The organism is Bacteroides sp. 90-K9/2 (genome assembly GCF_047310725.1).
GTDB classification, from domain to species: domain Bacteria; phylum Bacteroidota; class Bacteroidia; order Bacteroidales; family Bacteroidaceae; genus Bacteroides; species Bacteroides vicugnae.
The window spans coordinates 30,859-46,467 of sequence record NZ_JBCGVL010000004.1; the positions used below are offsets into that span (position 1 = coordinate 30,859).

Consider the following 15,609-nt stretch of genomic DNA (forward strand, 5'->3'; position numbering starts at 1 on the left):
ACAGAAATAATATTATGAGAAAATTTTAACATGTTTAATATGAAAAATGCAATTAGAGAACGAAAGAGTAAGGTTCTCGGGCTATTCCTTTGCTTTTTACTTCTCGGAATAGACTACTCTTTCGCAAGTTACAACAATTATTCTCAATTTAAGACCCTCTCGGTCAGCGTTAATAACTCGACGTTGAGAGAAGTGCTTAAAACGATAGAGAAAAGTAGTCAATTTGTTTTCTTCTACTTAGATGATGCTGTGAACTTAGAACGTAAGGTATCTATCGACAGTAAGAATAAGAAGATAGAAGAAATTCTTTCTGAACTTTTCGAGGGTACTTCATGTACTTATCGGATCTCTGACAGACAAATCTTTATTTCCGGAAAAGCATCGGCTCCTAATGAACAGCAACAGAATAAACGGAAAATAACCGGACGTGTTACTGATGTAAAAGGGGAACCGCTTATTGGAGTGAACGTTACCGTGGATGGAGATGCAAACGGTTCGATTACCAATATGGATGGTTTGTATGAGATATTCGTAACCAAAAAAAGCGTAGTGCTTAAATTTACTTATATCGGCTTCAAAACTTCAGAAATACGGACGAATGCTTCTACCAATATTTACGATGTGGCTTTGGAAGAACAGGTGAACGAGTTGGAAGAGACTGTGATTGTTGGTTATGGTACCCAGCGTAAAATAAGTAATATCGGTGCACAGTCTTCTATGAAGATGGAGGATATTAAAACACCTTCTGCCAGTTTAACTACAACGTTGGCAGGTCGTTTGGCCGGTGTTGTAGCCGTGCAACGTACGGGAGAACCGGGTAAAGATGCCGCTGATATCTGGATTCGTGGTATTTCTACTCCCAACACTTCTTCTCCGCTGGTATTGGTGGATGGAGTGGAACGTTCGTTCAACGACATCGATCCGGAAGACATTGAATCGTTGACAACACTGAAAGATGCATCGGCAACGGCTGTGTATGGTGTGCGAGGCGCTAATGGTGTGATTCTGATTAAAACCAAACCGGGAAAGGTGGGGAAACCGACAGTGAGCGCGGATTATTATGAATCGTTTACCCGTTTCACGAAGATGGTTGATTTGGCAGACGGTATCACTTATATGAATGCAGCTAACGAGGCAATGCGTAATGACGGTATTGCTACAAAATATACGGAAGACCAAATTCGTAATACGATTGCCGGCAAAGATCCTTATTTGTATCCGAACGTGGATTGGTTGAAGGAAATCTTTAATGATTGGGGACATAATCGCCGTGTGAATGTAAATGTGCGGGGTGGTAGTGAAAAGGTTGCTTATTATGCGTCAGTCAGCTACTTCAATGAAACAGGTATGACGGTGACTGATAAGAATATCAACACCTATGATTCCAAAATGAAATATAGCCGTTATAACTTTACCACTAATCTGAATATTGATGTGACTCCTACTTCTAAAGTGGAGATCGGTGCACAAGGTTATTTGGGAGAAGGAAACTATCCGGCTATCTCTTCTGCTGATTTGTATAATGCGGCAATGTCAATTTCACCGGTTGAATATCCAAAGATGTTCTTTGTCAACGGAGAAGCCTATGTGCCGGGAACTTCAACTAACAACAATTTTAATAACCCTTATTCACAAGCTACCCGTCGTGGATATGATAACCTGACGAAAAATCAGATCTATTCTAATCTACGTATCACACAGGATTTGGATATGCTTACTAAAGGGTTGAAATTGACTGGCATGTATGCGTTCGACGTGTACAATGAGATACATGTACATCAGGACCGTGCAGAGTCTACTTATAACTTCCTGGATACCAGTGTTCCTTACGATATGGACGGACAACCCATTTTGCAACGTATTTATGAAGGAAGTAATGTGTTGAGCTATAAACAGGAAACAAGTGGTAATAAGAAAACTTACCTGGAGGCTTCCCTGAACTATGACCGGACGTTCAATGACGATCATCGTGTCAGTGCATTGTTTCTGTTCAACCAGCAATCCAAACTGTTGTATCCGAAAGGTACACTGGAAGATGCGATTCCTTATCGTATGATGGGTATTGCCGGTCGTGCTACTTATTCGTGGAAAGACCGTTATTTTGCAGAATTCAACATCGGTTATAACGGTGCCGAGAACTTCTCACCTAAACATCGTTTCGGTACTTTCCCTGCATTTGGTGTGGGTTGGGTTATCTCAAACGAGAAATTCTGGCAACCGCTGTCAAAAGCTGTTTCTTTCCTGAAGATACGCTATACGGATGGTAAAGTAGGTAATAGTGAAGTTTCCGACCGTCGTTTTATGTATCTGGACCAGATGAAAGAGAATGGCGATTATGGTTATAAATTCGGACCGAATGGTACCAAATGGTCTGGTTATGAAACAGTGAATATGGCTGTTGACTTGATTTGGGAAGAATCTCGTAAGCAAGACTTGGGTATTGATATTAAACTGTTTAATGACGACCTGTCTATTGTATTCGACTTGTTTAAGGAACGTCGTGAAAACATCCTGTTGAAGCGTGAGCATTCTATACCTTCATTCCTGGGATACAATACATCTGCTCCTTATGGAAATATTGGTATCATAGAAAATAAAGGGTTCGATGGAACGATAGAGTATAACAAGCGTATTAATAAAGACTGGGTACTTGCGCTTCGTGGTAATATCACCTTTAATAAGGATAAATGGATTCAGGGAGAACTGCCGGAACAGAAATACGAATGGATGAACCAGTATGGACGTAACATCAATGGAGTTAAAGGATATGTGGCCGAAGGACTGTTCACACAAGCTGAAATAGATGATATGGCACGTTGGGAATCGTTGTCGGATGCCAATAAAGCAATCACTCCCAAACCTTTTGCTTCACAGTTTGGTACAGTAAAGGCGGGAGATATCAAATACAAGGATTTGAACAATGACGGTCAGATTGATGCGTACGACCAGACTTACATTTCCCGTGGGGATGTGCCGACAACTGTTTATGGTTTCGGATTTACTGTAGGTTGGAAAGATTTGTCGGTAGGTATGATGTTCCAAGGTGTAGCAGGAGCCGAACGTGTTTTGAATGGTAGCAGTATTAATCCGTTTAACGGCGGTGGTGGTAGCGGTAACCTCTACTCTAACATTGGCGACCGTTGGACAGAGGAAAATCCGGATCAGAATGCCTTTTATCCGCGTCTGTCTTATGGAAGCGAAACAACCAGTAATATTAATAACTTCCAGAAGAGCACATGGTGGGTGCGTAACATGAACTTCCTGCGTCTGAAGACATTGCAGGTATCTTATAACCTGCCGAAACCTTGGGTGAATAAAGTTCATCTGAAGAATGCGGCTGTATATGTAATGGGAACTAACCTGTTCACCTTGAGTCGTTTCAAATTGTGGGATCCGGAGTTGAATACCGATAATGGTGCTTCTTATCCAAATACGACCTCTTACTCAGTTGGTATTAATTTCACATTCTAAACAAAAAGATAATGAAAAAATATAATTATATAATCGTTAGTTTGCTGGCGTGTCTCTTGACGACATCTTGTAATGACTATTTTGATCAGGTGCCTGATGACCGTTTGTCACTCAAAGAGATTTTTACAACCAGAGATGGAGCTTTACGGTATCTTTCGAACGTATACACATTCTTACCGGATGAATTTAACCAACGTCAGGTACATGAAACCAGTCTGTACCGTACTCCCGGTCCTTGGACAGGTTCCAGTGACGAGGCAGAGTGGACAAATGACAATAAGGGAAAACTGATAAATAACAACTCTATCGATGCTACCGAAGGAACGATGGTATTGTATCGCTGGAAGAGCTGGTTCTCTGGTATCCATGAAGCTGCAGTATTTACAGAAAATGTAGGTCAGGCACCGTTGACTGTTACAGAAAGAAATCAATGGAAAGCAGAAGCAAGAGCTTTACGGGCTATCTACTATTTTTATTTAGTACGTACTTATGGCCCGGTTCCTTTGCTTGAAAAGGACTTTGCGATGGATACTCCAAGTGACGAGTTGCAACTCCCGCGTAATACGGTAGATGAGTGTTTCGATTTTATCGTATCAGAACTGAAAGGTGCACAAAATGACGGTTTGCTGGATGATGCTTCTACCGACAAGGTGTCCGGATATGGTCGTATTGACAAAGCGATTGCACAGGCATTTATCATTGAGGCATTGACTTATCGTGCCAGCTGGTTGTTTAATGGAGAAAGTACCTATTATTCTGATTTGGCTAATAATGATGGAACAAAACTATTTCCCGACAGACCGGATGAAGCTACCAAACGCGCCAACTGGCAGAGAGTGATTGATGAATGTAACACATTCTTCTCTAACTATGGTAGCCGTTATCATCTGATGTATACCAATAAGGATGGTGTTTCTGTTTCCGGCCCGGACTCGGAAGGATTCAGTCCGACAGAGTCTTATCGTCGTGCAGTGAGAACCCTGTTTTCTGAAATGGGTAACAATAAAGAGATGATTTTCTATCGTCTGGATAATGCTGCTGGAACCATGCAGTATGACCGTATGCCGAATAGATCCGGTAATACGACCGACTACAGAGGTGGTAGCTTGTTGGGGGCAACACAGGAAATGGTAGATGCCTATTTCATGTCAAACGGAGAATCTCCTATTTCCGGTTATAGTGCTGACGGAGTCACTCCGATTATCAACGAAAAATCTGATTATGTAGAAGAGGGAGTCTCTACAACAGAATACAAAGGAACAGACGGTACATTATATGCACCGGTAGGAACCAGAATGATGTATGTCAATCGTGAACCTCGTTTCTATGCCGACATTACCTTTAGCAATTCAAAATGGTTTGAGGGAACAGAAGGCGGTTATGTAGTAGATTTTACTTATAGTGGAAGTTGTGGTAAAGAACAAGGTAGCAATGACTATACGAGCACAGGTTATTTGGTGCGCAAAGGAATGGATTCCGGCGACCGTAACCAGAATTTGGTTTGTGTGCTCTTACGTCTGACTAATATTTATTTTGACTATATCGAAGCGCTGGCACATGTCAGCCCGACTCATGAAGATATCTGGACTTATATGAACATGATCCGTAAGCGTGCAGGTATTCCGGGATACGGTGAGACAGTCAATCTGCCTAAACCGACTACAACGGATGAAGTCATGGAGTTGATCCGCAAGGAGAAACGCATCGAATTGAGTTTCGAAAACTGCCGTTATTTTGACGTACGCCGCTGGGGATTGGTAAATGAATATTTCAACAAGGCAATTCATGGAATGAATGTCAATTATGACGGAAATGAATTCTTTAAACGTACGGAGATTGTAAAACGTATTTTTGACCGTCAGTATTTCTTCCCGATACCACAGGGTGAGATTGATATTGATAAGAACTTGGTTCAGAATACAGGATTCTAAATACTGATTATAAAATAGAAATTATGATGAAACAATATATTTTCTCTGCAGTTTGTCTCATGTCCGGTGTCCTTTGTATGTCCTCTTGCAATGAGGATAAGCAGGCAAAGCCGTATACGCCGGATTATGAGATTGTCCCGGAGTATACCAATGCAGATACCTGGACTGCCTATGAGGCATTTAATGATTATTTGCTGGACCCCGATAAGAATATTTATAAAACAAGTACCGCTTATACTGCTGCTGTAGACCGCAATAACGGAGCTGCCGCTATCTGGTGCCAACCTATTTACTGGGACATGGCGATGAATGCTTATAAACGTGCAAAAACGGAAGGGAATACGGAAAGAGAAAACAAATACAAGCAGTTGTGCGATGATTTGTTTGCCGGAAATAAAGCGCATTATGCAAACTTTGATTTTGACAATAATAATGAGAACACCGGCTGGTTTATCTATGATGATATCCAATGGTGGACCATTACTTTAGCGCGTGCTTATGAATTGTTTAAAGTAGACGAGTATCGCAGTCTGGCAGAAGCAAGTTTTGCACGCGTGTGGTATGGCTCGAAAAAGGTCGGTGATACGGGTTCGTATGCAGATCCGGAAAAGAATTTGGGTGGAGGTATGTTTTGGCAATGGCAGCCTATCAGCAATCCGAATGAGAATGTAGCCAGCGACGGCAAGATGGCTTGTATCAACTTTCCGACTGTAGTGGCTGCATTGACTCTCTACAACAATGTTCCTGCCGACCGTGTGGCAGATCCGAATCCGGAAAGCTGGAGTAATAAGTACGGTAACTTTACCCGTCCGCATTATGAAACAAAAGATGCTTATCTGGCAAAAGGAAAGGAAATCTATGAATGGGCTGTGAAGAATCTCGTGGACAGCAATACTGGAGAAGTTGCCGACAGTAAGCATGGCGAAGGAAATCCGGCATGGTCAGCCCATGTGTACAATCAGGCCACTTTTATCGGAGCTTCGTTATTGCTATATAAAGCTACCGGAGAGAAAACTTATTTGGATAATGCGGTTCTGGGAGCCGACTATACGATGAATACCATGTCTGCAACCTACGATTTATTGCCGTTTGAGAGTGGAGTGGAACAGGGTATTTATACCGCTATCTTTGCGGAATACATGGCTATGCTGGTAAACGATTGTGGTCAGACACAGTACTTACCATTTTTGAAGCGTAACATTAATTATGGCTGGGCTAATCGCGATCAGACACGTAATCTATGTGGCGGCGAATACCATAAGGCACAGATAGAAGGTGCTACTCTCGACAGCTATAGTGCGTCCGGAATACCGGCATTGATGTTATTGTTTCCGGCAGATAAATAATTGTAACCCATAAAAAAGAAGAATAATGAATACGAAATATTCAAATTGGAAAATGTGGTATTATGTGTTATGCATGATACTGACACTTCAATTGGCGGCTTGTTCTGAAGAAACACATGACGAGTATACTGCGGCTCCTGAAATAGAGGATGCCTATATCGACCAACTGGATGCATTGATTGCTGAAATGACCGATTTGCAGCAAAATTCAGAATACGGAGATAAGAAGGGACAGTATCCCACCGAAAGCCGGGCTATTCTGACAGATGCGATAGATGATGCTAATCGTGCAGTACTTCTAATCAAATATCAGAAACCTTCTCCGTCAGAAAGTGAGAAACAACGTTATGTGGCAGAAGCCGAAGCGGCTATAGAACAGTTTGAAAGCACGATCCGTACAGAAGATGCTGAAACTACGCCGGCTGAACTGTTTGTGGATGGACGTGGAGACGGTGGTTCTTACATCGATTTCGGACGTAGCGAAGAATATGTGAATTTCGGAACTGAAGGAAATCAAGCCTTTACTGTTGAGTTCTGGGTGAAAGTAACCAAAGGTGGTGGAAAAGACCAGAATGTGTTCCTCTCTACCTACATGGGCGGTGATGGATGGCGCAATGGCTGGATGATGTATTGGCGCAATGCAGACGGTGGTATTTATCGTGCAACTTGGGGCGAAACGGGAGGAAATATTTGTGAACCGTCATTAAAGGCTCCGGAAGATGGAGAATGGCAACACTTCCTGTTTGTGTACAGTGATAAAGGTTTGCCGGGTAGTCCGGAATTCCGTGCGAAGTTGTATGTGAATGGAGAAGTGAAAACGACCGAGGGAAATGTTGGCAGCAGATTCTATAATTCCAGTAACTATGCCAGCTATAACACGCCGATGACCGCTTTCGGACGGTATATGCGTACCAGTGATAATCTGTTTGAAGAAGGTTTTGCCGGTTATATGAAAAAAATCCGTATCTGGAAAAGTGCAAAGGATAACGAATATATCCAGAGCTCTTATAATGGGACGACTGAAGTGACTGGTAAAGAAGAAGACTTGGCGGCAGCATGGGATTTCACCACCAAACCTTCCGGTTCGGGTAATGAAGTAATAGACCTGACAGGTCGTCATACTGCTAAGATTATCGGTACTTACGAGTGGCAACGTATTGTTGAATAATAATGTAAAAACGATGAAAAACATGAAATGTTTAACTAATAAATGGAGAGAGGGAGCAATGCTCCTCTCTTTCCTCCTGATTTCTTGTCTGGCAGGGATATTTACCGCTTGTGATGATATTGAAGACGAGTATATAACAGATACACAATTGAGTATCCTGCAAGGGAACCGTACATCATTGAACTATTTATTGAAAAATTCAACCTATGGAACTGCTCCCGGCACCTATCCCGAAGCCGGAAAGGATATATTGAATGCTGCCATTGCCGAGTTGGATGCCCTGATAAAGCGGGTAGAAGGTGGCGAAGAACTGGATGAAACAACTCTGGAAGCTGCTGTAGCAAAGGTAAATAAGGCTATTGATGAGTTTAAGAATTCAAAATATTATAATCTGTCTCCGGAAGCACAACAATATATTAATAATTTGCTGGCTAAAGCGGATGAAATACTTGCAATCGTTAATGATGAAACGAAGTGGGGAAATCATCAAGGACAATATCCGGTTGATAATAAATCAGTTTTGGAGAGTGCTGCTAAAGACTTGGAAAGTCTGGCTGAAAGAATCAAATCCGGTTCCATTACAGATATGACGAAGGAAATTTATGATGAGGCTATTGCCGCTGCCGATAAGAAAGTGGAAGAAGTAGAAGATTCTGCATGGCCGGATAACAGCCAGATTACCTGGAATCTGTTTGTAGACGGAAATGCCGGTTCATATATAGACTTTGGTTATAGTGAGGATTATGTAAAGTTTGGAGAGGATGATAATCAGGCATTCACGATAGAACTTTGGGTGAATATCAAAGAATACTGTAATAAACAGGGGGAAGATAACTGTACTTTCCTTTCTACGATGACGAACGATCCTTATTGGAGCGGATGGCGTGCACAGGATCGCACAAAAGGGCTGTTGAGAACAATGGTTGCCCATTGGGAAGATGATAATCATACAAATCCTCAAGAGTGGGAGCCGGGATGGAAGAAATCGGACAACTGGACTAAAGATCGTTGGACACATTATGCATTCCTGTTCAGAGATAAAGGGTTGCCGGGATTTGACACTCCGACAGATGTGAAATGTTATTCCATGATTGACGGTACGAGACAAGGAGATCCCATCCGTGTGGGTGAACCCTGGAGAACATATATCAATAAACAATCCATAGCTAATCAGATTCACATGACCGGATTCTGTATGATGGACAATAATGGAAATCGTAATGAATGGTTCTCCGGTTACATAAAGAAGATACGCATCTGGAAAACAAACCGGACAGAAAATCAAGTATATGCTTCTTATATGGGAAATGAAGAAGGTGTAAATGCTGATAATGCGGATTTGGTAGATGCTTGGGATTTTGAAGTGAAAGGCGATCAGCCTACTCAAAGTGCTACCGAAACAATAAAAGGTGTGAAAGGTCATACAGCAACATTAGTTGGTGATAACTGGCAATGGGTTGAATCTACAACTATTTCAGATAACAAATAATTGTTTACCAGGATGAGTTTTCAATAGGTAGATTAAATATTCCCCTTATCTCTGTCGTAAGGCAGAATGAGGGGAAATTATTCTCCAATACCCTTTTATTAATCCTATATTTTTATTGCAGAAAAGCGTTTTGGTCTGTATTTGTTCTTTATTGAATAAATATTATTGTTTTTTTTCAGCTATTTCTGCAATCTTTGTAACAGGAAAAATACTATAAACTTATAAACTATCATGAAAGGCAAAATTCTTTTGGCTCTGACGCTGCTAATGGGAGCATCAACTACTATATGGGCAGTCGGCAATTTAGGAAAAGCAAACCAGAAGAAGCACGCATATACTAACGAAGATGTATGGGCAGCTTACGAAGGATTTAACAATACCCTACTAGACTCTAATAAATATATTTATAAAACAAATTCCTCCTATCCAAGCGCCGTTGACCGCGGTAATGGAGCGGCGGCTATTTGGTGTCAGCCTATTTATTGGGACATGGCGATGAATGCCTATAAACTGGCAAAGGCACAGAAAGACAAAAAAAAGACTCGTGAGTATAAAACTCTTTGCGAGAAAATTTTCGCAGGAAACAAAGCACAATATTGCCAGTTTGATTTTGATGATAACAACGAAAACACCGGCTGGTTCATCTACGATGACATCATGTGGTGGACTATTAGTCTGGCGCGCGCATACGAGCTTTTTGGAGTGAATGAATACCTGAAACTCTCGGAAGCCAGTTTCAAACGTGTGTGGTATGGCTCGGAAAAGGTGGGTGATACCGGTTCGTATGACAAAGAAAACGGAGGTATGTTCTGGCAATGGCAACCCATTCGGAATCCGAAACCGAATAAATTCGGTGATGGAAAGATGGCATGTATCAACTTCCCGACAGTGGTAGCGGCATTGACGCTCTACAATAATGTGCCTGAAAATAGAAAAGAATCGACCGACAAACGTCCGTCTTATCAGACGAAGGCTCAATATCTTGCCAAAGGCAAAGAAATCTACGAATGGGGAGTGGAAAATCTGCTGGATAAAGAAACGGGAAAGATAGCTGATAGCCGTCATGGAAATGGCAATCCCGCGTGGAAGTCACATGTCTACAATCAGGCAACCTTTATCGGTGCATCCATACTGCTTTATAAGGCGACCGGAGAGAAACGTTATCTGGACAATGCAATTTTGGCAGCAGACTATACAGTGAAAGATATGTCTGCGGAACATAAAGTGCTACCTTTCGAAGGTGGTATTGAACAGGGTATCTATACTGCTATCTTTGCAGAATACATGGCATGGTTAGTATATGATTGCGGACAAACCCAATATCTTCCGTTCCTGAAACGTACCATCAAAACAGGTTGGGCAAACAGAGATGAGACGCGGAATGTGTGTGGAGGCGAATATCATAAGAAGTTGCCGGCAGGTGCGGAAATCGACAGTTATTCAGCTTCCGGTATACCGGCATTGATGCTTTTATTTCCGGCTAAGAAGTAAATAGAAAACGACACAGAACCACGTGAAAATGAATAATAAACAACTACTGATTGTATTCAGCCTTTTATTAAGCGGTAATAATGCCTCCTTTGCTCAAACTCAAACGACTAACGGCAAGGAAGCAAAAACAACTTTTCAAACAGCCGAACCCTGGAAACCGGAAACAGATGTGCGTGCCGATGCCACGATGGTATATGGTACACTTGATAAAAAGGGTGTTTCTTTTGAACAACGTGTCCAGTCGTGGAGAGACAAGGGATATCAGACACAATTTATGACCGGAGTGGCATGGGGAGACTATAAAGACTATTTTCTCGGCAAATGGGATGGAATAGACGGTCACCTGAAAGAAGGTCAACGGGATCGTAACGGAAACGAGATAGCCCACGGACACTTGATACCCTACATTGTGCCTACCGAAAGTTTTATCCGTTATATGCAGGAAACGCAGATAAAGCGGGTGATTGATGCCGGAATTACTTCTATCTATTTGGAGGAACCTGAATTCTGGATGCGTGGCGGATATAGCGAAGCCTTCAAGTCAGAATGGCAGAAATATTATAATTTCCCCTGGAGACCTCAACATGAATCTCCCGAGAACACCTACCTTTCCAATAAGTTGAAATATCACCTCTACTATTATGCACTGGATAAGATATTTACTTATGCCAAAGAATACGGTAAATCGAAAGGGCTGGATGTGAAATGTTATGTGCCTACTCATTCTTTGATTAACTACACTTCCTGGCAAATTGTAAGCCCGGAAGCCAGTCTGGCTTCATTGGATTGTGTAGACGGCTACATAGCACAGGTATGGACGGGTACTGCCCGTGAACCGAACTTCTATAACGGTGTAAAGAAAGAGCGTGTATTTGAGAATGCCTTTCTCGAATATGGCTGCATGAAATCCATGACCGATCCTTTGAATCGCAAAATGTATTTCCTGACCGATCCGATTGAAGACCGTGCCAAAGACTGGCTGGATTATAAGATAAATTATCAGGCCACTTTTGCCGCACAGCTAATGTACCCGATGGTAGATACTTATGAAGTGATGCCATGGCCGGACCGTATTTATCAGGGATTATACCGGATAGCCGGAACCGATCAGAAAGAACGCATTCCACGCTCATACTCCACGCAAATGCAGGTGATGATTAATACATTGAATGACATTCGCACCTCTGACAAGCAGATCAACGGTACACACGGCATTGGGGTATTAATGGCAAATTCGTTGATGTTCCAGCGTTTTCCGGATCATAACGGATATGACGATCCGCAATTCTCCAGCTTCTATGGCCAAACTTTGCCATTATTAAAAAGAGGAATCCCGGTGGAACTGGTACACATGGAGAATACTCCGTTCCAAGAAACTTTCAAAGGACTTCAGGTACTCGTAATGTCCTACTCGAACATGAAACCGATGAAGCCGGAATACCATAACTATCTGGCAGACTGGGTTAAAAAGGGAGGTACACTGGTGTATTGCGGAGAAGATGTCGATCCCTATCAAACCGTTTTGGAATGGTGGAATACAGAAGGAAACGCCTACAAAGCCCCTTCGGAACATTTGTTTGAGACAATGGGCTTGTCCCGCACTCCCGGTGATGGAACATATCGTTCCGGGAAAGGTACTGTGATTGTCATACGCGAAGATCCGAAACATTTTGTATTGAAGAACGGCAACGACCGCAAATACTTTGAAACGATTGCATCCGCTTATCTGGACAAAACAGGTAAAAAGATAGAAATCAAAAATAATTTTGTGGTGGAACGGGGACCTTATACAATCGCGGCAGTAATGGATGAAAGTTCCTCTAAAGAGCCTTTGAAACTGTCGGGACTGTATATCGATTTATTCGACAAAGACCTGCCGATACTGACCATGAAACAGATTAATCCCGGTGAACAAGGATATTTGTATGACTTGAGTAAAGTGCCCGGTAAGGTGAAAGCGAAGGTGCTTTGCGGAGCTTCTCGCGTTTACGATGAGAAAGTCGGGAAGCAGAGCTACTCATTTGTAGCTAAGAGTCCGTTACATACGACGAATGTATCCAGAATCCTCTTGCCGCGCAAGCCCGGGAAAGTTCTGGTAAACGGGAAGACGGAACAGCCGCAATGGGATGAATCTTCAAAAACTCTTTTATTGAGTTTCGAGAACGATCCTGCCGGAGTGAATGTATCCATAGAATGGTAAAATAGATTAAATAAAACAGGTGATTTAAATTATGAAACAACAACTGATGATGCTGTTGCTGGGAACAGCTTCCGTACTTTGTAGCTGTGAGACCCAGATAGAGCAGCACGAGAAAAATGAATTACGTGCTCCGGCCTATCCGCTGGTGACGATTGACCCTTACACTAGTGCTTGGTCTACTACTGACAATCTGTATGATGGCTCCGTAAAACATTGGACAGGTAAGGATTTCCCTTTGCTTGGAGTGGCGAAAGTAGACGGACAAACTTACCGTTTCATGGGAACGGAAGAACTGGAACTACGTCCTTTGGTAAAGACATCCGAACAAGGTAGCTGGATAGGAAAGTATACCACTCAACAGCCTGCTGACGGATGGCAGAATGCCGGATTTAATGATAAAGCATGGAAAGAAGGCGAAGCTGCTTTCGGAACCATGGAGAATGAACATACAGCCAAGACCCAATGGGGTGAAGAATTTATCTGGGTACGTCGGGTAGCTGATATTCAGGAAGACTTGACAGGAAAGAATGTATATCTGGAATTCTCTCACGACGATGATGCTATCATCTATATCAACGGCATCAAAGTGGTAGATACTGGTAATGCTTGTAAAAAGAACGAGAGAGTGAAACTGCCCGAAGAAGTGGTAGCTTCTTTGAAACCGGGTGAGAATCTGATTGCCGGCTATTGCCGTAACCGTGTAGGAAACGGATTACTGGATTTCGGATTATTGGTAGAACTGGACGGTTACCGTTCTTTCCATCAAACAGCACAACAAATATCTGTAGACGTACAGCCTATGCAGACTTATTATACCTTTACTTGCGGTCCGGTAGATTTGAAACTGACATTTACCGCTCCTATGTTTATGGATAATCTGGATTTGCTGTCACGTCCGGTCAATTATATTTCTTATGAAGTAGCTTCCAATGACGGCAAGAAACATCAGGTTGAATTGTATTTCGAAGTATCTCCGCAATGGGCAATCGACCAACCTCACCAGGAATCTGTAGCCGACAGTTTTACTGACGGCGACTTGTTATTCCTTCGTACCGGAAGCCGTAATCAGGAAATCCTGAAGAAGAAAGGTGATGATGTACGTATCGATTGGGGACATTTCTATCTGGCTGCTGAAAAAGAAAACAGCACATCTGCAATCGGTGACGGCAGAGAACTGCGTAAAAACTTTGTAGCAAATAAACTGGAAGCTCCTACCACGAATGGTTATGATAAATTGGCTTTGGTACGTTCATTAGGCGAAACACAAAAAGCGGATGGTCATCTATTGATCGGATACGATGATATTTATTCTATCCAATACTTTGGCGATAACCTGCGTCCTTACTGGAACCGTCAGGGCAATGAAACGATTGTATCCCAATTCCAGAAAGCAGAGAAAGAATATAAGACACAGATGAAGAACTGTGCCGCTTTCGACAAGAAAATGATGGAAGAAGCGATTGCAGCCGGTGGACGTAAATATGCCGAACTTTGTGCATTGGCTTATCGTCAGGCATTGGCTGCTCATAAATTGGTAGAAGCTCCGAACGGTGACCTGGTATTCCTTTCTAAAGAAAACTTCAGTAATGGTTCTATCGGAACAGTCGACCTGACTTATCCGGGAGCTCCGCTGCTTTTGTACTATAACCCGGAACTGGTGAAAGCTACCATGAACCATATTTTCTATTATAGCGAAAGCGGAAAATGGGAGAAACCGTTTGCGGCACATGATGTAGGTACTTATCCATTAGCTAACGGCCAGACTTATGGCGGTGATATGCCGGTAGAAGAATCGGGTAATATGGTAGTGCTGGCTGCTGCTATTGCAAAGGTGGAAGGCAATGCAGAATATGCACAGAAACATTGGGAAACACTGACTACTTGGACGGATTATCTGGCAGAGCACGGACTTGATCCGGCCAACCAACTTTGTACCGATGACTTTGCAGGTCACTTCGCACACAATGCCAACCTTTCTATCAAAGCGATCATGGGTGTTGCTTCATATGGCTATCTGGCAGATATGCTGGGCAAGAAAGAAGTAGCCGAGAAATACACACAGAAAGCAAAAGATATGGCTGCCGAATGGGTGAAAATGGCGGATGATGGCGACCACTACCGTCTGACATTTGACAAACCGGGAACATGGAGCCAGAAGTATAACTTAGTGTGGGATAAACTGTTGAATCTGCAAATCTTCCCTAAAAATGTTGCAGAAACGGAAATAGCTTACTATCTTTCGAAGCAAAATAAATATGGTCTTCCATTGGATAACCGTGAAACATACACCAAAACCGACTGGATCATGTGGACAGCTACATTGGCTGACGACAAAGCTACCTTTGAGAAATTTATTGAACCGGTATATCTGTTTATGAACGTGACACCTAACCGTGTTCCGATGTCCGACTGGGTATTTACAGATGAACCGAATCAGAGAGGCTTCCAGGCACGTTCCGTTGTAGGTGGATATTTTATCAAGATGCTTGAAGGAAAACTGATTAAATAAAACA

8 protein-coding genes are annotated in these 15,609 nt (G+C 42.5%); all 8 read left to right on the forward strand.

The genetic code is table 11. The features are described 5' to 3' along the window. Window positions 1–39 precede the first annotated feature (39 nt). Window positions 40–3,471: a TonB-dependent receptor gene (locus AAHJ11_RS11420; RefSeq protein WP_320974442.1), complete on the forward strand. Its 3,432-nt coding sequence runs from the start codon at window positions 40–42 to the stop codon at window positions 3,469–3,471. 11 nt (window positions 3,472–3,482) lie between these two features. Next, window positions 3,483–5,402: a RagB/SusD family nutrient uptake outer membrane protein gene (locus tag AAHJ11_RS11425; protein ID WP_195648864.1), complete on the forward strand. Its 1,920-nt coding sequence runs from the start codon at window positions 3,483–3,485 to the stop codon at window positions 5,400–5,402. Window positions 5,403–5,425: 23 nt separating this feature from the next. Then, a complete protein-coding gene (locus AAHJ11_RS11430) occupies window positions 5,426–6,748 on the forward strand; it encodes a glycoside hydrolase family 76 protein (protein ID WP_195648863.1) in 1,323 nt (440 codons plus the stop codon). Window positions 6,749–6,773: 25 nt separating this feature from the next. Next, on the forward strand, window positions 6,774–7,916 hold the full coding sequence (locus tag AAHJ11_RS11435; RefSeq protein ID WP_148364108.1) for a DUF4972 domain-containing protein: 1,143 nt from the start codon (window positions 6,774–6,776) through the stop codon (window positions 7,914–7,916). A 22-nt stretch (window positions 7,917–7,938) separates the two neighbouring features. After that, window positions 7,939–9,405, forward strand: a complete 1,467-nt coding sequence (locus tag AAHJ11_RS11440; protein WP_320974440.1) for a DUF4972 domain-containing protein — start codon at window positions 7,939–7,941, stop codon at window positions 9,403–9,405. Window positions 9,406–9,636: 231 nt separating this feature from the next. Next, window positions 9,637–10,896, forward strand: coding sequence for a glycoside hydrolase family 76 protein (locus tag AAHJ11_RS11445; protein ID WP_195648861.1), 1,260 nt, complete (start codon window positions 9,637–9,639; stop codon window positions 10,894–10,896). A 28-nt stretch (window positions 10,897–10,924) separates the two neighbouring features. Then, window positions 10,925–13,096 carry a hypothetical protein gene (locus tag AAHJ11_RS11450; protein ID WP_320974439.1) on the forward strand — a complete coding sequence of 724 codons (2,172 nt, stop codon included), beginning with the start codon at window positions 10,925–10,927 and terminating at the stop codon, window positions 13,094–13,096. Window positions 13,097–13,127: 31 nt separating this feature from the next. Next, the gene (locus AAHJ11_RS11455) at window positions 13,128–15,605 is read left to right on the forward strand and encodes a glutaminase domain-containing protein (RefSeq protein WP_148364104.1); all 2,478 of its coding nucleotides are present in this window, start codon (window positions 13,128–13,130) and stop codon (window positions 15,603–15,605) included. Window positions 15,606–15,609 lie beyond the last annotated feature (4 nt).

Coding starts and splice junctions, on each gene's coding strand:
- AAHJ11_RS11420 (WP_320974442.1), top strand. CDS start 40: ATGAAAAATGCAATTAGAGAACGAAAGAGTAAGGTTCTCGGGCTATTC.
- AAHJ11_RS11425 (WP_195648864.1), top strand. CDS start 3,483: ATGAAAAAATATAATTATATAATCGTTAGTTTGCTGGCGTGTCTCTTG.
- AAHJ11_RS11430 (WP_195648863.1), top strand. CDS start 5,426: ATGATGAAACAATATATTTTCTCTGCAGTTTGTCTCATGTCCGGTGTC.
- AAHJ11_RS11435 (WP_148364108.1), top strand. CDS start 6,774: ATGAATACGAAATATTCAAATTGGAAAATGTGGTATTATGTGTTATGC.
- AAHJ11_RS11440 (WP_320974440.1), top strand. CDS start 7,939: ATGAAATGTTTAACTAATAAATGGAGAGAGGGAGCAATGCTCCTCTCT.
- AAHJ11_RS11445 (WP_195648861.1), top strand. CDS start 9,637: ATGAAAGGCAAAATTCTTTTGGCTCTGACGCTGCTAATGGGAGCATCA.
- AAHJ11_RS11450 (WP_320974439.1), top strand. CDS start 10,925: ATGAATAATAAACAACTACTGATTGTATTCAGCCTTTTATTAAGCGGT.
- AAHJ11_RS11455 (WP_148364104.1), top strand. CDS start 13,128: ATGAAACAACAACTGATGATGCTGTTGCTGGGAACAGCTTCCGTACTT.